Below are 21,364 nucleotides of genomic sequence, written 5' to 3'. Positions count from 1 at the left end.
ATTTACAGGTTATAATATTATCATAGTTTGGAGTGTAGAATGAAGCATATTGATGTAGTTCTATTGGGTGAAAATTGTCTGCGTAAGCATGAACTGGCGTGGCCAAAGCCAGTATATATAGACGGGGAGTATTCACATCGTGAGATTTTACAGCAATGCGGTCTAGTATCAAAGAGGGGGTTTAGTACTGATTGGCTATTGCCAGGTATTGAGTCAAGCTTATTGGTTCCGGTTGCTATAAAAGAGGAGCGAGTCTATCCGCAGTTTGATATCTCAAAGGATCATTACTTGTTGATGTCACAGTTATTACAATCTGCATTCAGTACAATTCGTGCGCATGACTCTCATTTGTGTTGGTTGCATGATTTTGAGGGGATTGGTAATGATCTATTTGATTTGAACGGTAATGATAGTTTACAAGAGCTAGCACGATCAGTGTCAATAGAGTTACTTTTTTACTCTGCTAAGTTTAATCAGCAGCGCGTTGATCAAGGTCAGTTACCGATTACGAGTGTAAGAGTCGCGCGTACTTCAGGTGAGCGTGCTTTAAGGCAGCATAAACTATGTTTCTCAAATATTCAGGGGATTAACCACTTATGGCAACAATGTGCAAGTCTACAAGATTGGGTTTCTAACCCTACGGTAGGCTGTGTATTATTAATGGATTCATCTATCTCAAGTTTGCTTAAGTTGGAGACGTTTGATGGTTTGCTTCAACTATTAGATTCTGGGAGATGTTCCTCGATTCGTATCACATGTCAGTCAGGATCTGTTTGGTATGCTCGAAATGTCATTACACATATGTCTCAGCATATGCGTCGTACTATGGGGCTTCTTTTTTAAAGCAGGCGATATAGTTGATCAGTGTGTTGTTTAACGTAAAAAATTGTCGTGTAATGGGGTTGAAGTGTATCCCGGTTATATCTATTAGCTGACATTGGTTGTCAAGGTTCCATGCAGTGAGTTCACTGGGTTTGATGAATTTATCATACTGATGAGTATTTTTTGGCAATATATTAAGTATGTATTCAGCTGCAATAATGCTACCTAGAAATGAGATTGGGTTCCGATTTAGGGTGGAGTAGATAATCAGCCCCCCGGGTTTAACTAAGTTAGAAATATGTGTAACCATTGATTCAGGATCCTCAACATGTTCTAGCACTTCAAGGCAAACGATAAAATCAAATGATTCATGAGTGTTTATTTGTGTTCGAGGGTCTCCGTTTATGTACTGGATATGTCCAGTGTTTGGCCTGTTTTTTGCAAGGTTAATGAGTGAGTGATCAATATCAATCCCCGTCATTTTGTGAGATTTGCTGAGTGGCTCAGTTAGAATTCCACCGCCACATCCTATATCAAGCCCTATCTGATTCTTAGAGACATGTTGATTAATGAACTTTAGACGAATAGGGTTGATGGCGTGCAGAGTCCAAAAGGGGCCGCCTGGGTCCCACCATGTTTCGGGTTGATCTGTAAACGGGTTATGAGTGTTCATGCTTAATCTCAGAAATAATTATTTTTAATTCATCTAATAAATTAAGCTTTTCTATGTTGCTTTTCGTGGGGAGTAACTCAGCAATTTCTTCGATTCTTTTACAGGCTATGTACCGAGATTGTCCGATTAACTTATGACACAGGTCGTCAAGTTGACTGTGTGCATTCAGCATGATGCACTTTTCTAAATCTTTGATTAATTCTGGAGAATTTTTGATAAATAAATCAATGATGGGTTGTGCTGAACCTAGGTTTCCGTAAAGCGCTATCAGCTGAGAATTTTCAATATGCATTTTTTTGTCCGTTGGCTAATCCATGCATTACTTAGTTAATCAAACGCATCAGCATTAGTCAAGTTTTAATGTGCGCATTATCTCAGTTTTCAATGTTGTTTTTTTTTAATCAACTGTTTTTTAATGTTTTAGTGTGTTAGCCAGTCATTTCGTGTAAGGTATTTGGTTGCACAAATCTCTCAATGGCTGCTAAAATGGTTACAAGCTCTATGAGTGGTGTTTAGGATGAATGCCAAAGTCTGGGAAAGAGAGGACCTTATCAGGATGATCTTTATGCAATGATTGCGCCCAGGCTTTTTTATTGTCGTCACTCTAATCTTTATGATAGAGGGGATTGTTTTGAAAAGTCGAGACTACCCTTAGACTTATATAAGATCCCAGGGCGCTGCAGGCCTAGCTTTTTATCTAAAAGTGGGTTATAATTTTTGTAAGTTATAGAGGTGAAGCTATGAGCTATAGAACACAAACAGCATCAAATATTTCATATCTTTCTACACATAAAGTATTAAGAAACACGTATGCCTTGCTAGGCCTAACAATGATCTTTAGTGCATTTACAGCTTGGGTGAGTGTACAATTACAGTTGCCACATCCGGGGCTTTTACCTATGCTTGCAGGGTTTTACGGTTTATCATTCTTGACGCAGCGTTATAGCCATAGTGCAATGGGTGTCTTGTTTGCATTTTTGTTCACTGGCTTTCTTGGGTATACTACAGGTCCAATAATTGGCATGCTCTTAAAGTCAACAACGAATGGCTACCAAATTCTTGGTATGAGTTTGGCAACAACGGGTATCACATTTTTAGCGTTATCATCGTATGTGTTAGCGACAGGCCGTGATATGAGTTACTTAGGTGGTGCGTTGTTCACTTTAGCAGTGACTGGGTTTGTACTAAGTTTGGCGTCTATTTTCTTGGGATCACCTATCTTACACGTTGTCGTGTCTGCTATCTTTGCATTAATGTCATCTGGCTTTATTTTGTTCCATACCAGTCAAATTATTAACGGTGGAGAGCGGAATTATATTGTGGCCACAATCTCGCTGTTTATAGCGATCTATAACCTATTCTTAAGCTTACTAAGAATTTTCATGATGTTTGGTGGACAAAGAGACTGATTAGGTCTTTATCTATTAGAAGAGAGCTATACTAGAGATGACATTTTATATGATTTAGTCTTATATTTTCTCATAACGTCTAGGATTTTTTAATGGTAGCTTTACTCCATCTTCTTCTAGGCTATGGTTCAGCGATCTACCAGTAGAGATGCGTGCAGATCGGACTATTGTTTTAGCAGGAGCAAGTATAAGTGTGCAGGTGCGCGATCGAGTGGGGTATCCTTTTTCTGAAGTGCTAAGTTATGCTCTGCCGTCTCTACAAGATGATGATGAGGTTGTTGAGATCGCTCTATCTCGAAATGGTAGAAACTTAATGTATGCTTCTGATCGCTTTGAAAATGATAAAAGGATCGTGTTGGCGACAGTTAAAAATAAAGGATTGGCATTAAGTTATGCTGATGATGAATTGAAACAAGATTTGGGCTTTGTAAAGGAGGCCATTAAACTTTCTCCTGAGGCGATTAGGTATGCTAGTAAGCATGTACAGGCTAAATTAAAAGTAAGGGCTCCCTCTGCTAGTGCTGGAAGGTAAAACTACTTTAATTATGATGTTTGATCTCGAGATGTTATCCTGTTGAGGCGTATTTGGGTTATAAATTAAGAGTAGGAAAAAAAATTGATACTTAACAGAAAAGAGGTGTATCTCTTCCTGATTTTAGCATGGACGTTTCTGTGTGTTGAACCGTCGTGTTCCTATATGTTTCATTGGTCATTCATAACTTTTATTTCTATCACTATATGCAAGCAAATTCTTTTTTTAGTCAATGATGATCTACATATTGATTCTGAACATGATGTAAATTTGCTTTTTCATACCTTTTCCGGGAGCCAATCTGTAAATCGATTCATGATTATTGTATTCAGGAGTTATGTTAAGCGATTATTATTGGGTAATATTATATATGCAGTTGGATATACATACCTGCTGAATTATATACAGGAGTTAACGCCATGGCTGCCTATGCTAGGTTTGTGTAGCAGTATGGGCTATGGTCAGGCTTTTTATTCAGGGATATGTTCAGAGAAGAAATATCTTAGGAGTCAGGATATCGAATCGAGAAGTCAGTTTTATCAGTTAGCATGCTTATCTGAAAGCTCAGAGATTAGAGAGAATATGCTTCAGTCTTTGTTTATTGGTCCGGTTGTTAGTTTGGATGTTGCATCTGATAGTTTTGAACAATTAGTTTCTGATTTTAGATGTTTTATCTTATTTGAGTGAGCTCTGTAATATATATCATTTTTTTCTGACCTTTAATTAATTGATGCTAAAAATAAGTCAATTAATAATGAGAAAGTTATGAAGAAAAACAGAATGTCGAGTAGACAAAGTGAAATAATAGCTGCCCATAAGTCTGAGTTCTCTGAAGAAATTAGAGAATTTGTTTGTAGGAGTGTTGTTCCTGGCTTGGATGAAGCACATGTAGATATGAGTGTGGTGTTTAATCATATTCATGAACATTTTTTGAATTCAAATGAGAAGACAGTGTCTAGTATTGTCCAATCATTAAAAGCAGCTATTGAAAAGTTCGGCTCAGAAATGCCTGATACTGATCGTATTCTGATGTTTCAGTTTTTGCAGCGTATTGTGGTTGACTATACTGATTTTGTAAAAATAGATGCATCAGACGAAGAGTCATTGGACGCTTTGAGAGATACCTTGCTGGGAAGCATTAGCAATGAGATATCAGGTTTGGCTCCTAGCTCCCATGCTATGACAAGTATGTTTGCAGGAGGAGGCGCGGCTGCGCCTGCGAGCGCCGCAGATGATGATTCAGGCAGCGATTATTATACGGCCTCTGAAGAGCCTGATTCTGGGTATGATTCGCCCTAATTATTTAGGTGCATGATAGCTTGTGTCAGAGCTGGCTTGATGCCAGTCGGTATCGGTAAAGTGATTTGATCGATAGGCTGACTCACGGCTTCAGATATTGGCTGGTAATGTGCTATAAATGGGTGAATCGTGAGTAACTGATGAGTTAGTCTGTGCTGATACGGTTTTAGTGGGTGCACATGTGGATATTGGTGACTCATGGTAGAGCAGTCATCATAAATTTCTGGGGTATAGAGTCCTGCCCAAATACCTTTTGAGGGCCTTTTTATAAAATAGATCTGTTGATCATAGATGTTGATTACAACATATAGGCTGACACTTTTCGGTTTTTTACCACTTCTTGATTTTGGGATAACATCAGTTAGAGATTTTTGATGTGCGAGGCAGTTTGTTTCTATAGGGCAGTCACTGCATAAAGGGTTACGCTTCATACAGATTTGAGCCCCTAAATCCATTAAGCCTTGGGTGTAGGCTCGAGCATTTTTTTGAGGGAGCTGGGACTCTGCTTGTTTCCATAGTTGTTTAAGTGTAGCGCTTTTTTTTAGATCCTCAGTAACTGCAAAGTACCGAGCTAAAACACGTTTGACATTACCGTCTAGAATTGCAGCGGGCTGTTCATAGGCGAGTGATAAAATAGCAGCGGCTGTTGAGCGACCTATCCCGGGAAGCTGTATTAGGCTGTGCATATCTGAGGGTAAAGATCCGCTATATTCGCTAACAATTATTTGGGCTGACTTTTTTAAATTGCGTGCTCTGCTGTAGTAACCTAACCCTTGCCAAAGGTTCATGAGAGCGTCATCTTCAATTGTACTGAGTGCTTTCACATTTGGGCATTCTTGCATGAATTTATTAAAATAAGGTATGACAGTTTTGACTTGTGTCTGTTGAAGCATAACCTCAGATATCCATACTCGATAGGGTGTGGGTTGAAGTTGCCAGGGTAGATGATGCCTCCCGTGTTCAGCTTGCCAGTTAATAATCTTGTCTGAAAACGTTTGCATGTAAATTGTATGTGAAAATCATTAGCATACTGAATGAATGTATTGCTATTGTCACTATGTTTTTTATGCTTTATGAAAATAGTATTAATTTTTATTGAATAAAGGGCTCTTTATTTATAGAATAGTGTTTAATATTATGGAGAAAGATAACATGAGTTTAGGAGAAAGCCAGCCTGTTGTTCTTATGACTGGGGCTACCCGTGGTGTAGGCTTAGCAATAGCAGCAAAATTTGCACAGGAGGGTGCTGCACTCGTGATGCTCGTTAAAGATCATGCTTCAGAAGAATCTAAAAAAGTTTGTGAAGAGCTTGGGACGCTAGGTGGATCAGCCGTAATGTTTCAGTGTGATATTCGTAATGACAGTGAAATTATTGAGTCTATTGATAAAGTATATCAGCAGTATGGGCGTTTAGATGTTTGCGTATTAAATGCAAGTGTTGTGATCTTGAGTAATACTCAGGATATTTCTTTAGAAGCTTATGATCTCATGAATAGTGTAAATGCGAGAAGTAATTTTGTAATTGCTAAGTATGCTCAGAAATATCTACGTTATGCTGAATCGCCTCATATTATTATGATTGCGCCACCAATTAATTTAGATCCTAGATGGTTAGGATCGTACTTAGCTTACACTGCAAGTCGGTATTTATGCAGTATGCAGGTTGTAGGGCTTTCAGAAGAGTTTAGAGCTGATAACATATCTGTAAATGCATTATGGCCTAAAACAAATATAAATAGTAAGGACTTTTGTAATGTGATCCAAGGAACTTATGAAACACAACGATACAGTAGACACCCCGCTATTATGGGGGATGCCTGTTGGAGTTTGTTATCCAAAAATGCTATGGGATTGACGGGTGAGTTCTTTATAGATGAGGAAGTGCTTCGTGATGATGGTGTTGAAGACTTTAGCAAATATGCTGAATATGAATCTGAAATATGCTAATCACAACTATCTAGTTTGAAAAGTGTAATTTTAGTTGGATATGTTCTTTATTGATAAGATAAAGAAAAGGGTTTTTCTTGCACACTCGAGTTAGCGATACAGCTTTGATTACGAGATTTAACAAAAACGTGCTAAGAGTGTACTAGACTATTGAGCGTATGATTATCCTTCATTCTACTTTTTCTTGTTTATAGATCTTTTTTAATTTATGCGCTAACTAGTATTAGCTTCTGGTTTAACGTATAGATGCAAATCATACTGGTTTTTATACATGCCCTCTCATAAGTCATTGAGTTTAATCAAAAAAATTTATAATGTGTTAATTCGAAGAATAATTATTAATTAGGAGGGGTCTTATGTCAACACCAGTACAAAGAGGTATAGCGTCAGGGTTAAACCAGGCATTAATTCATTTATTTATATTATCAGTAGGTAGGGTGTATAGTATTGGCTCATATTCTTGCTTTCGCTTTATATCGGCTATGTAATGCCTTATGTAAGTTATATAGTCATTGGAAGCAGAGTAGGTCTTTGAATGCGGAATCTGGTTCAGGTTCGTATTCAAATAGTAATAAATTTGATTAGAAAGGATTGTCTTGTTCTCCTAGTGCATCCACTAAAGGCGAAATTAATGTTGGTTCAGTTTGCAAATTATAATGAGGAATTATGAATATTAATAATATCTTAATTAATTAAGCTGTTGACATTTAATGGTTTAATAGGTATTGTTGAGCAAGTTAAATAAAAAAGAAAAACCATGTTAGAAGTTATATTTACAATAATAGTGTCTGTATTATCCTTAATAATAGCAATTTCATCACTTATTCTAGTGCGTAATTTGTTTAATAAGTATAAAAGTGACGAGCAATTTGAAGAAAATATATCTTTTGTAAAAGAATCTCCGGGTGAGAATGGTGAAAAAGTGTTTGAAGTACTACCAGTACCACCACCACCACCATTACCAGGTTCAACACCACCACCACCGCCACCACCACCAGGTAAAAGTGCGGCAGGTTCAACGGTTGCAATATCCACGACCCCAAAAAAGGTTGAGGGAGGTAGTAATACTAGAGGAAATTTATTACAAGCTATACAAGCTGGTACACCGCTTAAAAAAGTACCAAGATATAATGGCTCGCCTGCAATATCCACGACCCCAAAAAGTAATACTAGAGGAAATTTATTACAAGCTATACAAGCTGGTACACCTCTTAAAAAAGTACCAAGATATAATGGCTCGCCTGCAATATCCACGACCCCAAAAAGTAATACTAGAGGAAATTTATTACAAGCTATACAAGCTGGTACACCTCTTAAAAAAGTACCAAGATATAATGGATCGCCTGCAATATCCACGACCCCAAAAAGTAATACTAGAGGAAATTTATTACAAGCTATACAAGCTGCTACACCGCTTAAAAAAGTACCAAGATATAATGGCTCGCCTGCAAAGTCCAAGGAATTTGATCCTGCAGTTATTCTGAAAGTTAATCTTAGTAGTACGCCAAGTAAGAAGAAGGTTGATTCAGGTAAAGAACTTACTGAACTTGAGCTAGCTTTTGCTGCTCGTGAAGCTAAAGGAGTTAAATAAAGTGTCTTTGTTATTAATTCTGTTATCTCTTGCTGTATTGCTCTTTAACTTATTCGTTTTAGCTGTTGTATTTTGGGTAAAACGTGAGCTATTAAAATCAACTTTAACAAGCTCATCTCTGGGTGTATATAAGTTTGAGAGCGAAAAAGTTGATGCCAATAAACTAGGAAAGTTAAATCAATCTCCTAAAGGTAATCCGCTGAAACAAGGGTGTCTAAGGGCTGACAATGCTGATTTGCATGCCCAGATAGGAGAAAAAGTTGAAGAAAGTCAAGAGAGCGCTAATGCTAATCCTTCAAAGGTTCGCAAGGATGACCATTTTGCCGCGATAAGAGCAGGTAAGATTCTAAGAAAAGTAGCTAATTCAGAGAGCACTGATTCTGAGGAAGCCGCAAACCGTCCTGGAGCCAAGGGAGACCTGAAGACAGCTTGGTATGATAAAGTTAATTCTGTTATTGCGGGAGGGGATAGGTCAGATACGCCCTCTGGTGCTTCGGCAGTGGACTCTACGGATTCTGCCGAAGATGGTAATGGGATGTATGCATCCCTTAGTGAGTGGGGAGCCCCTAGTGGGCCGAAGCCTCCGCTGAAACCTAAGCCACCTAGGTCAAAATATCAGGAACTGTTGCAGACAAGCGAGGGTGTTGATGAGGCTTCTATTAATAGAGAGTTCTTGGAGGAGAAAAATTCTCCGCTTACAGTGGAAGAGATAGAGAGTAAGGCTAACGCAGATATAGACGCAGACCTTAAAGCAAGGGTAGGCGCTATACGCTCTGCTTATGAAGATCCAGATGATTCAGACTCAGATGATGAGTGGTCTGATGATCCATCTCAATCACCATAATGACAAGTTACAACTGTCATGGATGACTCTTATTGTGTTAAGTGTTTTATAAGCAAGTTCAAGAGTGAGTCTCTTATTCCTAAACAGTAAGCAAAGCAACGGTGTTGCATTTATGCTGAGCAAAACGCTTGATTAAGAAGCAATAATGTTGACCAATCGATTAGGCACATAAATGACCTTGCGAATAGCATTAATATGTTTCTTAACATTAGGCTCTTCTGTAGCAATTGCCACAATCTCTTCTTTTGTGTTAGAAGCATTTACTGTGATAAGCCCTCGTTTTTTGCCATTAACTTGAACTGCAATCATGATAGGTGCGGAAGCTTGTGCTTGAGTATCAACTTCTGGCCATTGTGCATCGAGTATGGATTGGTTAAAATGTTTTTGGTAGCAGTACATACTGATATGTGGTGCGAGTGGAAATAGCGTAATTAAGAAAATGCGCTCAATCTCTTCTTGTTTAGCGGTATGATGCTCTGAAAGGATGTTAAATATCTTCATAGCCCCTGCAACTGTGGTATTAAGCTGTCTTTTTTCATAGTCTTGACTGATTTGTTGCAGTATTTTTTGTACATTAGCCCAAACCGTTTTATCCTCTTGGTTGCTGGTCTTTCTAGGGGTTTCAAAATAATGGTGTACACGCTTTAGGAATCGGTGCATACCCTCAATACCTGAGTTTGACCATTCTAGTGATTGTTGTGGAGGGGCTGCGAATAACATAAATAAACGTATTGCATCTGAGCCATACTGCTGATGTAGCTCTGAAGGAGTCACTAAGTTTCCTTTAGACTTAGACATTTTTGTGCCGTCTTTTAAAACCATGCCTTGTGTGAGTAATTCAGTAAATGGCTCCGTATTGTCTACAAGCCCAATATCATGCATAAAGTGATTAACAAACCGAGCATAGAGCAAATGCAAAATTGCATGCTCAATACCACCAATATATAAATCAACAGGTAATGCTGGTTTCATACTTGAGTCTAACAGCTGAGAAGGATCTCCTCCTGATGCAAATCGGTTGTAATACCAGGAAGAGTCAAAGAATGTATCAAAAGTATCCGTTTCTCTTTTCGCGGCTTTCCCACATGTTGGACAAGTCGTATTGATAAAGGACTTGTGAGCTTGCAGTATGTTTTTGCCAGGCTCAAATTCGATATCAGTCGGAAGCATTACGGGTAGATTCTCAAAGGATTCAGGGATGATCCCACAGTGGTCACAGTGAATAATAGGAATAGGGCAGCCCCAGTAGCGCTGACGAGAAATGCCCCAGTCTCTTAATCGGTACTGAGTTTTGAGCTGACCCTTGTTGATCTTTTGTAGTACTTTCCCAAGCTGGATTATGGCGTCTTTGGATTCAAGTCCTGTATACTCATTGGAGTGAATTAGCTGGCCCATCTCACTCATAGCACCTTGCTCATAGTCATGTTGCTCGCTGGTTATAACCGGTTGAATCGATAAATCATATTTTTTAGCAAAAGCATGGTCCCGCTCACAATGTGCAGGCACACACATAACAGCACCATGCCCATAATCCATTAGTACGTAGTTTGCTGCCCATATAGGAAGCTTGTTGTTAGATATAGGACAGGTTGCATAGAGTCCAAGTGGAAGCCCTTTTTTCTCTTGTTTTTCTATTTCAGCCTCACTAACGCCACTGGTCATGAGCTCTGAGAGTGGATCAGCTAGTTTGGGATCCCGTTTTAAAGCCTCTTTACAGATTGGATGTGTTGGTGCAACCATAATGGCTGTAGCGCCAAACAGGGTGTCACCCCGTGTCGTATATACTTTAATATCTTCTTGGTCAGAGGAAAAATGAATGTCTAAACCTTCTGATCGACCAATCCAATTCTCTTGCATTTGACGCACTTGTTCAGGCCACTTGTCTAGTGTTTTGCAGCCATCGAGTAGCTTATCGGCATACTGGGTTATTTTTAAAAACCATTGTTTGATTTCTTTGCGTTCTACCAGTGCGCCAGATCGCCAGCCGCGTCCATCAATGACCTGCTCATTAGCTAGTACGGTTTGATCCACAGGGTCCCAGTTTACGGTTGCTTGTTTCTGATAGGCTAAGTTGTTTTGGTACATCTGGATGAATAACCATTGTTGCCATTTATAATATTCTGGGTCACAGGTGGTTAGCTCATAACCCCAGTTAAAATATAAACCCATTTGGTCAAAGCTACCCTTCATTTGTTGGATGTTGCCTTGAGTCCAGTCTTTTGGGTGCTTTTTATGTTTAATGGCTGCATTTTCTGCTGGCAGACCAAATGCATCCCAACCCATGGGCATATAACACTTAAAACCATTTAAACGGTAGTAATCCGATAATGTGTTAGCAATGGTATAGTTGCGCGCATGCCCCATATGAAATTGACCGCTCGGGTAGGGAAACATAGCTAGAATGTACTTTTTTTTGTTAGAGCAATCAGCAGGCTGGTGATTGGCTAGTTGATCTTTAGTACTACTTTGAATTAAATGTGGGTCATAATTAATGGTCATGCGTTATTTCACTATATGATTTTTTCCATGATAGCAAAATAGACGGTGAATAGAAACTTTTTGCTTATTTTATTGATTCTTTAACAGCTTAATTTCAATGAGTTGAATTACTTTTGAGTCTGATTGCTTAATGGTAAATTGTAGGTCTTGAATTTGGATTTTCTCTCCTGCTTTTGGGATGTGTCCAAATTGATGAGTGAGAATGCCTGAAAGTGTATCAAACATCGTAGTATCAATTTCGCAGTTAAAATATTGGTTAATAGTTTCAATCGTGATACTACCTTGTGTTTGGTACACGCCTCCTCTGAGGGGGCGTATATGAGTTTCATCAGGTTGGTCATGCTCATCTTCTATTGCACCCACAAAGGACTCGATTAGGTTTTCAATAGTGATAACGCCTATATACTGGTTATATTCATCCAGGACTATGGCCATATGCTTCCTAGACTGTTGCAATTGAAGGAGCAAAGAAGGGATGCGTTGCGTTGCAGGTGTGAAAATAGTTGGCCTGAGGTAATCTTTAACTTTATGTTTCTGGCTTTCTTGTAATAGGATGTTATGTACATCTTTCATCAGAATAATGCCACAAACGGACCCAGATGAGTTCATGACTGGATACCTAGAGTGCTTATGGATCTCAAATAAATCGAGTAAATCTTTTATGCTAGCGTGATCATTGATGGTAACCACATTTGACTTGTCCATCATAATATCTTTAATGGTAATTTGGCTACTATCAATTAAGTTAATAATTAGTTGATGTGTCAGAGAGTCCAGTTGATTTTTTTGTGTCAAATCATGGGCTGTCTGCTTGAATGATTCAATAGATTTAGATGGGTTCGTAAATAATTGTTTAAAAATCTTCATGGTAAGGATTGGGTTGGTTTAGCTGTGTAAGAATATGAATCTCATGGTCTCGCATGGTTGCAAAGTCATGATCATGATCATGGGTATGGCCTGCAATATGAAGCATACCATGAATAAAAAGGTAAATGATCCGATTAAGATCATAGCCTTGATTTTTTATAAAGCTGGGGCAGATAAATATTTCTCCCATATTTTTATCATAGGGTTGTGACAGTACATCCGTGGCTGTAGGCTTCCCTCTCATTTGGTTATTCATTTGCATCATGGTTGGATCGTCAATAATGTTTAGCTGAATATTGAGCGGTGCTTGAATTCGCTGAGATGTGATATTAAGCGCATGATCAAAGTCGAACTGTAACGCTGAAAGTGTGTTTTCAGGGTCATAAAGCTTGAATGTGTTATCATCATTCCTCAAATTGGTACCTCATGTGTTTTATTTTTTGTTATAGTGTGTTTTAAATTTTTTTCAGAATTTATTTGGTCCGTTTTTTTAATGAGTTGGTGGTAAATCAGTTCTAGGTCGTGTAACTCTTGTACTGTGCAGTGTTCATTGCATTGGTGCGCAGTTTTATTTTTCAAACCAAACTCTACAATTTCGGGACAAAGATCTGCCAGCCAGCGGCCATCACTGGTTCCACCAAGTACGCAAGGAGTGGGTGTGGTATTTAACGTGTCTTGTATAGAGTGGATCAATAGGTCTGTAAATGTACCATATTTAGATTGGTAGGGGTGTGCACGGATTTGGCATTCAAGAGTAAAGGGCATTTCTTTTAACTGCTCAGAGACTTCTTGGATAATTTCATTGTGCGTAAAACGGATATTAAATTTTAGGGTAATAGATTGCGGGATTACGTTTTCAATATGTGAGCTTGTATTAATCGAATAGATTTCGATTCGATTGTTTGCAGGTAGGGTGTGGTTAATCTTCTCAATACAGGCTAGAGCAGATTGTAAGGCATTAGATGGATTTTTTGCATGAGTAGGATAGGCAATATGACCTTGCTTGCCATCAATAGTCCAATAAAAGTGTGCAGATCCTCTGCGGCCATTCTTGAAGCAATCACCGAAGTTTTCTTTGCTGGTAGGTTCTCCAACCAATACCCACTTTGGAAGCATGTTAAGTTCCTTCATTCTGGGAATAACAGCTTTGATTCCGTTTGTGCCAGATCCTTCTTCATCACTGGTAATGAGCATGCCTAGCTGGATATTAGAGGTTGGTGTTCTTTTCATAGCACTACACCACGCCCATAGAGCACCTTTCATATCAACCATTCCTCTGCCATAGAGTTTATTCTTTTTTTTAGTGAGCTCAAAAGGAGGATAATCCCATTGTTCTAAAGATCCTGGCGCTACAACATCAGTATGCCCAAGGAAGAGTAGTAGCGGTCCATGAGTTGGGGTTAGTATCAGGGTGTTTTGTGTGTTATTAACCGATAGGTCAAATGATTGAAAGTCAAGGAATTGGCGGATAATGCTTTGGCAGCCAGAGTCATCGGGTGTTATAGATGGCTTGGTAATTAATTGTTTAAGCAAGGCGTATTCATGTATCATCTTTTAATTATATCAGCATATAGTTTATAAAAAAATAAATATAATGTAATTAGGGTGCAGGGGGCTTCGTTCTAGATGGAAGAGATGAATAGCTGGCTAGCTCAGGGTACTTAGAAACAAACTGTTTTTGTATATTGGGGGATGCATATTTCAAATATTTTTCTTTATGGTTTTTAAAGTTAAGAAATTCAGTCTGCATTTTTTTCGCTGCGTGCTTCAATGATTCAGGTTTGCTATGTATCGCATACACAAGAGCTTTTTTATCGTTTTTTATTTCTTCGGATGCATGCTGTAATAAATCACCGTCAGAGGATACTACGTTTCGTTGCACTTCATGAGAAGCGTACATGAGATCAGAGGGTGTTTCTTTAATAGCTGCTTCTTGAATAGAGTTAGACGCATATTTGAGCAGGGACCTCTCGAGGCTTACAAAAACTTTTTGGCTTTCTTCATCTTTAGAATTAAGTGTAGTGCTAATTTGATCAATTGCATCCGTGGATGCGTACTCTATTCTGGAGGGGCTTTCGGTAATAAGCTTGACTTGTATCTCTGTGTTCAGTCTCATGAGGTAAGATGGATCTTGTTTTAGAGCAGTCATGTAAACTTTCGGTATGGTTTTAGTCTCAGGTGGTAGATATATGAAGTTCTCTGGATCTTTTGCTAATGCAGCCATGTAAACTCTAGGTATGTTTTTAGCCTCAGGTGGTAAATTAGCAAAGTAAGCTGGGTTAGTGTTTATATTAAAAATATGTTTTCTTATTGTAAGATCAAGGTCTTTATCTATCTTGGTTTTAACGTGCTGTTGTGCTTTTTTTGATAAAATACTATTATAGTCATAGTGCGTGTAGTCTTCTTTGACTAGTTCAGTAGCTATTTGAGGGTCTGAAATGAATCGACTTGTGTGTGGGATAGCTTTTACTATGCGAGCACGCGCTTTTTCAGACTGCAGTAGCTCGTAAACAGCTGAAGGGTTTAAAGGGATAGACTTGGACGTATCCGTTGTTTGGAATAGTGATCGTATTTTACTAGTAGCCCATCCAATATAATCGCCTTGTTTAAAGTAAAGTAAAGCTACTTGTTCGAAATCTAATCCTGATAGTGACAGCGGTGGCATAATGTTTGCATTGGGCCTATCTGCGATGCTTTCAAGAGATGAAATGCTGTGGACGCTTTGTTTACTTGTATCGGTGATTCTATGGTTTTGGCTTTTGTGGGCTAAAATGACTAACCCAACTAGCTGTTTAATTATCTCGGGTTTTTCGGGCAGGCTAAGTGGAGCTGTTTTAAGCACTTGAGCGTATGACTCAATTTCTTTTAGCATGGATTGAAAGGCAGTTAAACCTTCTGTTATAGACCCATGCTGGGTAATGAGCTCTCTTAGGATGTAGCAAAGTCCAAAGCATACCCCGCGCTTCCTAGCCTTTTCATCTGTAACACCAAGCGCAGCGAGTTCTTTATCAATTGCTGGAATAATGTTATCTTGACTGACAAAAGGTTCATCTGTTTTTGGTCCAATAATTATTTTCGTGATAGGTCCCAGGCTTTTACTACTCGATTCACCGAGTGTTAACTGCTCCACTTGTAACTTTAAAACTTCAGGGCTTCTCTCTTTACTTGAGGGTGTAGCAGGGATTGCTTCATGTATTAAATCCATTGTATGTTGGTTATAATTGTGTGAGTAGGTGTTATTTAAAAATTCAACAAGTTGCTCAATACTTGGGTTAGATAACGTGTCAGACGCTGATTGCCCATTAGGGTCATAGAGGTATAGTTGTGACCCTTCTCGACAGAGTAAAACTCGATGTCGACCATTGATTCCTATATTTAAAGTGGATGGGTCAGGCATATTCCTAATTTGCTCACAAAGTTCACTATGGCTGTATAAACCAGCATTGGTTTGGTACATTGTTTTTAATCGGGCTGTATATTGATTTAATAGTTTTTCTTGATACATTGTTCTTTGTTTTTTAATTAATTGTTTTATAGTGTAAATTTTCATGTTGTCAGATTTTTTTAAGGTTTTCTTATTGATCTAGGTTTGTGTCTCGCCCTAAGCATCGTAGGTTTTCTTTTATCTTTTTTTATTGTTTCGGCTGCATATTGTAATAAATTACCGTCTGAGGCTATTACTGTTCGTTGAACTTCAAGAGAAGCATACGCAAGATAGTTGGGGCGTTCTGTAACAAGTGATTGTTGTACAGAGTGAGATGCGTATTTTAGTAGTCTAGGCATATTATCTTTCACTAATTTTTTTTGGTTTGCCTCATCTGTTTGTTTAATTATTGTCCCTATTTTATTTATTGTTTCTGGAGTAACGTACGATATCATACGGGGTGTTTTTGTAATAATATTGACTTGTACATCTGTTCTTAGATATGCAAGGTTATATGGATCTATTTTTATTGCAGCCATATAAACCCTGGAGGTATTTTTAATTTCTTCTGGTAAAGATTGAAAGTAATCCGGATTCTGATTAATCTCAAAAATGTGCTTGCTTATGATGAGATCGTTACAGATGAAAAGGCTAGGCAAGAGATGGTTATTTGTTAGCTTGGTGGCTACATGTCTCTGTGCTTTTTTCGATAAGATACCATTATATATAAAGTGCTTGTAGTCCTCTTGAACTAGTTGAGTAGCTATTTTACGATCTGAAATGAATCTCCTCGTGTGAGATATAGTCTTTATTATGCGAGAGCGTGCTTTTTCAGACTGCAGTAGCTCATAAACAGCTAAAGGGTTTAAAGGGACAGACGTGGACTTATCCGTTGTTTTGAGTAGTGAGCGTATTTTATTAGCAATCCAGGATATAGCCCATCGAATATACCTGCCTTGAGTGAAGTAATATGAGGGTTTTTGTTTGTCGTCAAATGCAGGAAGTGCCAGCGGTAGCATAATTTTGCTGTCGGGCCTATCCGCGACGTTATTCATAGATCTAGGGCTGTGAATGCTTTTTTTACTTGTGTCGGTGATTCTATAGTGTTGGCTTTTGTGGGCTAAAATGACTAACCCAACTAGCTGTTTAATTATCTCGGGTTTTTCGGGCTGGCTAAGTGGAGCTTTTTTAAGGTTTTGAGCGTATGACTCAATTTCTTTTAACATGGATTGAAAGGTAGTTAAACCTTTTGTTATAGACCCATACTGAGTAATTACTTCCCTTAGAATGTAGCAAAGTCCATAGCATACCCCGCTCTGCCTAGCCTTTTCATCTGTAACACCAAGCGCAGCGAGTTCTTTATCAATTGCTGGAATAATATTAGTTTGACTAACAAAAGGTTCATCTATTTTTGGCCCAATAATTATTTTCGTGATAGGTTCCGGGCTTTTGCTACTGAGTTTACCGAGTGTTAACTGTTCTACTATTAACTTTAATACTTTAGAGTTTCTCTCTTTACTTGAGGGTATAGCAGGGATTGCTTCATGTATTAAATCCAGTGTATGTTGGTTATAATTGTGTGGGTAGGTGTTATTTAAAAATTCAACAAGCTGCTCAATACTTGGTTAGATAACTTGTCAGACGCTAATTGTCCATTAGGGTCATATAGGTATAGTTGTGACCCTTCTCGACAGAGTAAAACTCGATGTCGACTATTGATTGATAAACTTAAAGTGGATGGGTCAGGCATGTTCTTAATTTGCTCACAAAGCTCATTATGGCTGTATAAACCAGAATTAGTTTTGTACATTTCTTTCAGTCGGTCTGTATATTGGTTTAATAGTTTTTTTTGATACATTGTTCTTGTTGTTCTTAAGCGTATGTTTTATAGCGTTAATTTATGTGTTGTCAGGTTTTTTTCATTATTTCCTGACAAACTAAAGTATATGTGTACAACATACCTGAATTAATTTTTTAAGAGGTAATGTCATGGGAACATATGCATCAAAACACAGAGCAAACTTAAATCAGTCTTTGAGTGAACTAAAGGATAGAATTAAAGGGATTCTACAGAATGATGAAGGCTTTTCTTCATATTTTAAAGATGATTTCCTGGGACCATTGTTTAGAACTATGGGTAATGCCATTCTCTTTGGATTTTTTGCACTGGGAAAGATTGTGCAAAATGTACTTACAGGTAAAAAATATAATAACGGCTTGCAAGAAGGAGAGATTTCAAGGACTGCTACAGGCATCAAACAAAGTGCCACTGGAGTCTTTAAAAGCATTATGAACGCCTTGTCAGGAGGGAGTGGACTGGGGACTCACGAAAGAAGGGGGTATGACTCACATGGTACACCGCCGGGATTTAAGGAGGAAATAAAAAGAAGGTCTGTGCAGAGGGCTGAGTTTAATGCTAATAGTACTGATTTAAAAAGTAAGTATAACAAAGATAGAAGTAGAGGCAGGAAGCCATAGAAGTAGAGGCAGGAAGCCAAGTTTTTGATAGATTGTGGCCTAAACAATCGTTGGGTATCTTTATAAATCTTGATTTTACAACAGTAAAATAGAATATAATCTAATTTATTTATATGTTTTTAATGGTGTTATTGTTTGCACATCTTTAGAAATTTCTTTTCATTACTATCATTTAGTTAGGTGGCCGAATAAGGCTAAATTTCAAAACTAAGGAGTAATGATGTCCACTTTAAAGTTAAAGCCCTGCGGTGACCGTGTGGTCGTTGAGCCTGCTGAGGCAGAAGCAAAAACACAAGGCGGTATTTATGTGCCTACGAAACAAGATGAAAAAGTTGTCAGAGGATCAATTGTTGCAGTAGGCGATGGTAAAGTAGTTGATGGTAAGGCTCAGCCAATGTCATTGAGTATTGGTCAATCAGTCATTTGTAATCAGTTTTCAGGTACAGAAGTAGCACATGAAGGCAAAACATATTTAATCATCAGCCAAGATGATATTTTAGCAGTAATTAACTAGGAGTTTAATGATGAGCGCAAAACAATCCAATATTTTAAAAGGCCATCAGGTCAGGATGGAGATACTAGAAGCATCCACTATTTTAAAAGATTTAGTTGCAGCGACTATGGGTCCTGCTGGTGTAGGGGTGATGCTCCATGATAATGGTGATACAACCTTAACAACAGATGGTGTTACTGTTGCACAACGTGCACAGTGTAAAAAACACTTACATAATGTATTAATCAAGTTGATGAGTGAGGCTGCTGTTAAAACAAATGACACAGCAGGTGATGGAACAACGACAGCTACCGTGTTATCTCATGCCATTATTAGAGAAGCAACCCGTTTGATTGCATCTGGAGGTAATCGATGGGAAGTAAAGCGAGGTATTGACTTAGCTGTAAAACATTTAACAAAGCAGATTGAGAAATTATCCATCAAGTGTCAGGACAACAAAACAATCGAACGTGTTGGTACGGTATCAGCAAATGGAGATACAGAAATTGGTTCATTAATTGCACAGGCTATGGAAGAGGTAGGTATCAATGGTGTGATTACAGCTGAGACAGGATCTACATTAGATACAACCCTAGATGTTGTAAAGGGCATGCAGTTTGATCGAGGTGCCATCTCTATGTACTTTATGACCAATCAAAAAAGCATGATTGCTGAGTTAGAAAACCCTTATATTTTATTGGTAGATAAGAAGGTTAGTAATATTAGAGATATGGTTCCTTTACTAGAATCTGTTGCTAAAGCTGGGCGTCCACTTTTAATTATTGCAGAGGATGTTGAGGGTGAAGCTCTATCAACACTGGTGATTAATAGCATGCGTGGTGTTGTCAAAGTTGCTGCTGTCAAAGCGCCTGGTTTTGGTGATCGCCGTAAAGCAATGTTAGATGATATTGCTGTACTTACAGGGGCACAAGTCATTAAAGAGGAAGTTGGTTTAACATTGGAGCAAGCGACTGTAGATCATCTAGGTTCTGCTAAACGTGTCGTAGTCGGTAAAGATGATACGATGATTGTTGATGGCAGCGGTCAAGAAGGATTAATCAAAGAGCGTGTCGACAGCTTACAGACTCAGATTAAGGACAAGTCCATTTCTGAGTATGACCGTGAAAAATTACAAGAGCGCCTTGCTAAATTAGCAGGAGGTGTTGCTGTGGTGAAAGTAGGTGCTGCAACTGAGGCTGAAATGAAAGCAAATAAGGCCGTGGTTGAAGATGCACTTAATGCAACGAAAGCAGCGGTAGAAGAAGGCGTTGTACCTGGAGGTGGTGTTGCATTGGTAAGAATTGCATCATCACTTGATAAAGTAAAAGGTGCGACTCATGATCAAGATATGGGTATTAAGGCGGTTAAGCTAGCAATGCTTGAGCCTTTGCGTCAAATTGTCTCTAATGCTGGAGAAGATGCTTCTGTTGTCTTGAATAAGGTGGCTGAAGGTAAGGCCGCATTTGGTTATAATGTTGCTACCTATACTTATGGTGATATGGTTGAGATGGGTATTTTGGATCCAGCTAAGGTCACACGTACTGCATTACAAAATGCAGCTTCTATTGCTGGTATGATGATCACGACAGAGTGCTTAGTGATTGAGCAGCCAAAAGAAGAGGATGCTGATGACGCTGCTGGCGGCATGGGCGGCATGGGCGGCATGGGTGGAATGGGCGGCATGGGTATGATGTAACATACGCTCAGTATCTATCTGGAAAAAGGGGAAGAATAGTTCTTCCCTTTTTTTTATATATTTTGTGGGATAAAATAAACAGAATTAACTTTAAGGAAATTTCGTGGAAAAAATTGAGCTCAGAAAAGTTCATCATACCGATGGTAATACCTATTATCTTCATGCCGGTGTTCTACGGGGGTTTGAGTTTGGATATAGGTGCACTGCCGTTGATTTACCCAAAGTTATTAAGCGAATAGCGCCTAATGTTTTTAAGGATTGTAAAGCATTAGTATCCGTTATTATGAGTCATGAAGTGTTGAGTATTGGTTGGAATGCATTTTTGGGTTGTGCCAATTTATCAGTACTGCAATTATCTAGTCAGTTAGCTAAAATTAATCATGCAGCTTTTGCAGGTTGTACAAAACTAACGGATATAATGCTTCCAAGTAGTGTGTCATATATTGGAATGAGAGCTTTTTATGGCTGCTCTAGTTTATCGAGAGTTTGTATCACTAATGACCATTCAACGTATGTACTTCCTCATGCCTTTACAGGGTGCAGCAAGGTTAAGTTCGTATTGCAGCTTGTTTAGAGCGGTGTGTATAGCCATGCGCATGGATCCTCTTCAGGACCTTCTCCTGATGTTGGTTCAGTAGCTTGGGCTGAAGCACCCCCGCTATATGTGTGAGGTAGGTCACTGGGTGGGCTCAAAAGCATGGTATCAAAAATACTTACCTGTGGTAGGCTCATCGGGGCTGAAGCTCCAGCAGTACTAGAGGTGTCTGTAGCTGAAGCAAACATATTTTTG

24 protein-coding genes are annotated in these 21,364 nt (G+C 38.6%); 13 read left to right on the top strand and 11 right to left on the bottom strand.

Annotated elements, in window-relative coordinates:
• The first annotated feature begins 39 nt into the window (after window positions 1-39).
• Window positions 40-843 carry a hypothetical protein gene (locus tag MMH89_RS03195; protein WP_258568008.1) on the top strand — a complete coding sequence of 268 codons (804 nt, stop codon included), beginning with the start codon at window positions 40-42 and terminating at the stop codon, window positions 841-843.
• Here MMH89_RS03195 and ubiG read toward each other — a convergent pair.
• Both ubiG and MMH89_RS03185 read right to left on the bottom strand, forming a co-directional pair.
• Entirely contained in the window at window positions 824-1,495 is a 672-nt protein-coding gene (ubiG, locus tag MMH89_RS03190) for a bifunctional 2-polyprenyl-6-hydroxyphenol methylase/3-demethylubiquinol 3-O-methyltransferase UbiG (RefSeq protein ID WP_258568007.1), read from the bottom strand. The two genes, MMH89_RS03195 and ubiG, sit on opposite strands and share 20 nt — an antisense overlap.
• On the bottom strand, window positions 1,482-1,787 hold the full coding sequence (locus MMH89_RS03185; protein ID WP_258568006.1) for an Hpt domain-containing protein: 306 nt from the start codon (window positions 1,785-1,787) through the stop codon (window positions 1,482-1,484). The genes ubiG and MMH89_RS03185 overlap by 14 nt, the downstream gene beginning before the upstream one ends.
• Window positions 1,788-2,235: 448 nt before the next feature.
• Here MMH89_RS03185 and MMH89_RS03180 point away from each other — a divergent pair, with 448 nt between their 5' ends.
• The 4 genes from MMH89_RS03180 (at window position 2,236) to MMH89_RS03165 (ending at window position 4,735) form a co-directional block, all read left to right on the top strand.
• Complete coding sequence (locus tag MMH89_RS03180) at window positions 2,236-2,904, top strand: Bax inhibitor-1/YccA family protein (RefSeq protein ID WP_258568005.1); 669 nt, start codon at window positions 2,236-2,238, stop codon at window positions 2,902-2,904.
• 148 nt (window positions 2,905-3,052) lie between these two features.
• Complete coding sequence (locus tag MMH89_RS03175; protein WP_258568004.1) at window positions 3,053-3,436, top strand: DUF4116 domain-containing protein; 384 nt, start codon at window positions 3,053-3,055, stop codon at window positions 3,434-3,436.
• Window positions 3,437-3,601: 165 nt separating this feature from the next.
• The gene (locus MMH89_RS03170) at window positions 3,602-4,123 is read left to right on the top strand and encodes a hypothetical protein (protein WP_258568003.1); all 522 of its coding nucleotides are present in this window, start codon (window positions 3,602-3,604) and stop codon (window positions 4,121-4,123) included.
• Window positions 4,124-4,201: 78 nt separating this feature from the next.
• The gene (locus tag MMH89_RS03165; protein WP_258568002.1) at window positions 4,202-4,735 is read left to right on the top strand and encodes a hypothetical protein; all 534 of its coding nucleotides are present in this window, start codon (window positions 4,202-4,204) and stop codon (window positions 4,733-4,735) included.
• Here MMH89_RS03165 and mutY read toward each other — a convergent pair.
• Complete coding sequence (gene mutY / locus MMH89_RS03160; RefSeq protein ID WP_258568001.1) at window positions 4,732-5,736, bottom strand: A/G-specific adenine glycosylase; 1,005 nt, start codon at window positions 5,734-5,736, stop codon at window positions 4,732-4,734. The genes MMH89_RS03165 and mutY overlap by 4 nt on opposite strands.
• A gap of 151 nt (window positions 5,737-5,887) precedes the next feature.
• On the opposite strand from mutY, the gene MMH89_RS03155 reads away from it, so the two are divergent.
• From MMH89_RS03155 to MMH89_RS03140, 4 genes are all read left to right on the top strand, one after another.
• Window positions 5,888-6,682, top strand: a complete 795-nt coding sequence (locus MMH89_RS03155; protein WP_258568000.1) for an SDR family oxidoreductase — start codon at window positions 5,888-5,890, stop codon at window positions 6,680-6,682.
• Window positions 6,683-7,038: 356 nt separating this feature from the next.
• The gene (locus MMH89_RS03150; RefSeq protein WP_258567999.1) at window positions 7,039-7,170 is read left to right on the top strand and encodes a hypothetical protein; all 132 of its coding nucleotides are present in this window, start codon (window positions 7,039-7,041) and stop codon (window positions 7,168-7,170) included.
• 269 nt (window positions 7,171-7,439) lie between these two features.
• Complete coding sequence (locus MMH89_RS03145; RefSeq protein WP_258567998.1) at window positions 7,440-8,273, top strand: WH2 domain-containing protein; 834 nt, start codon at window positions 7,440-7,442, stop codon at window positions 8,271-8,273.
• Between the two features lies 1 nt (window position 8,274).
• The gene (locus tag MMH89_RS03140) at window positions 8,275-9,117 is read left to right on the top strand and encodes a hypothetical protein (protein WP_258567997.1); all 843 of its coding nucleotides are present in this window, start codon (window positions 8,275-8,277) and stop codon (window positions 9,115-9,117) included.
• 132 nt (window positions 9,118-9,249) lie between these two features.
• Here MMH89_RS03140 and leuS read toward each other — a convergent pair whose 3' ends face one another.
• The 7 genes from leuS to MMH89_RS03105 form a co-directional block, all read right to left on the bottom strand.
• The gene (leuS, locus tag MMH89_RS03135; protein WP_258567996.1) at window positions 9,250-11,616 is read right to left on the bottom strand and encodes a leucine--tRNA ligase; all 2,367 of its coding nucleotides are present in this window, start codon (window positions 11,614-11,616) and stop codon (window positions 9,250-9,252) included.
• Window positions 11,617-11,685: 69 nt separating this feature from the next.
• Window positions 11,686-12,483: a transporter associated domain-containing protein gene (locus tag MMH89_RS03130; protein ID WP_258567995.1), complete on the bottom strand. Its 798-nt coding sequence runs from the start codon at window positions 12,481-12,483 to the stop codon at window positions 11,686-11,688.
• Window positions 12,470-12,898 (bottom strand): rRNA maturation RNase YbeY, encoded by a 429-nt coding sequence (gene ybeY / locus MMH89_RS03125; protein ID WP_258567994.1) that lies wholly within the window; start codon window positions 12,896-12,898, stop codon window positions 12,470-12,472. Before ybeY ends, MMH89_RS03130 begins: the two co-directional genes overlap by 14 nt.
• Window positions 12,895-14,034: a succinyl-diaminopimelate desuccinylase gene (gene dapE, locus MMH89_RS03120; protein ID WP_258567993.1), complete on the bottom strand. Its 1,140-nt coding sequence runs from the start codon at window positions 14,032-14,034 to the stop codon at window positions 12,895-12,897. Before dapE ends, ybeY begins: the two co-directional genes overlap by 4 nt.
• A gap of 49 nt (window positions 14,035-14,083) precedes the next feature.
• Window positions 14,084-16,033, bottom strand: a complete 1,950-nt coding sequence (locus MMH89_RS03115) for a DUF4116 domain-containing protein (RefSeq protein WP_258567992.1) — start codon at window positions 16,031-16,033, stop codon at window positions 14,084-14,086.
• 14 nt (window positions 16,034-16,047) lie between these two features.
• A complete protein-coding gene (locus MMH89_RS03110) occupies window positions 16,048-17,133 on the bottom strand; it encodes a hypothetical protein (RefSeq protein ID WP_258567991.1) in 1,086 nt (361 codons plus the stop codon).
• A 368-nt stretch (window positions 17,134-17,501) separates the two neighbouring features.
• Window positions 17,502-17,765, bottom strand: a complete 264-nt coding sequence (locus MMH89_RS03105; RefSeq protein WP_258567990.1) for a hypothetical protein — start codon at window positions 17,763-17,765, stop codon at window positions 17,502-17,504.
• A 131-nt stretch (window positions 17,766-17,896) separates the two neighbouring features.
• Here MMH89_RS03105 and MMH89_RS03100 point away from each other — a divergent pair, with 131 nt between their 5' ends.
• The 4 genes from MMH89_RS03100 to MMH89_RS03085 all read left to right on the top strand — a co-directional run bounded on the left by MMH89_RS03100 (window position 17,897) and on the right by MMH89_RS03085 (window position 21,148).
• Entirely contained in the window at window positions 17,897-18,385 is a 489-nt protein-coding gene (locus tag MMH89_RS03100) for a hypothetical protein (RefSeq protein WP_258567989.1), read from the top strand.
• A 220-nt stretch (window positions 18,386-18,605) separates the two neighbouring features.
• On the top strand, window positions 18,606-18,899 hold the full coding sequence (locus MMH89_RS03095) for a co-chaperone GroES (protein WP_258567988.1): 294 nt from the start codon (window positions 18,606-18,608) through the stop codon (window positions 18,897-18,899).
• 10 nt (window positions 18,900-18,909) lie between these two features.
• Entirely contained in the window at window positions 18,910-20,574 is a 1,665-nt protein-coding gene (gene groL / locus MMH89_RS03090; RefSeq protein ID WP_258567987.1) for a chaperonin GroEL, read from the top strand.
• A gap of 103 nt (window positions 20,575-20,677) precedes the next feature.
• Window positions 20,678-21,148 carry a leucine-rich repeat domain-containing protein gene (locus MMH89_RS03085; RefSeq protein WP_258567986.1) on the top strand — a complete coding sequence of 157 codons (471 nt, stop codon included), beginning with the start codon at window positions 20,678-20,680 and terminating at the stop codon, window positions 21,146-21,148.
• On the opposite strand, the gene MMH89_RS03080 is transcribed toward MMH89_RS03085, so the two are convergent.
• Window positions 21,145-21,357, bottom strand: a complete 213-nt coding sequence (locus tag MMH89_RS03080; RefSeq protein ID WP_258567985.1) for a hypothetical protein — start codon at window positions 21,355-21,357, stop codon at window positions 21,145-21,147. The two genes, MMH89_RS03085 and MMH89_RS03080, sit on opposite strands and share 4 nt — an antisense overlap.
• Window positions 21,358-21,364 lie beyond the last annotated feature (7 nt).

The sequence above is a fragment of the Candidatus Comchoanobacter bicostacola genome, from assembly GCF_024172705.1.
GTDB lineage: Bacteria > Pseudomonadota > Gammaproteobacteria > Comchoanobacterales > Comchoanobacteraceae > Comchoanobacter > Comchoanobacter bicostacola.
The sequence above is the reverse complement of the archived record's forward strand: the minus strand, read 5'-3'. Positions and strand labels throughout refer to the sequence as shown.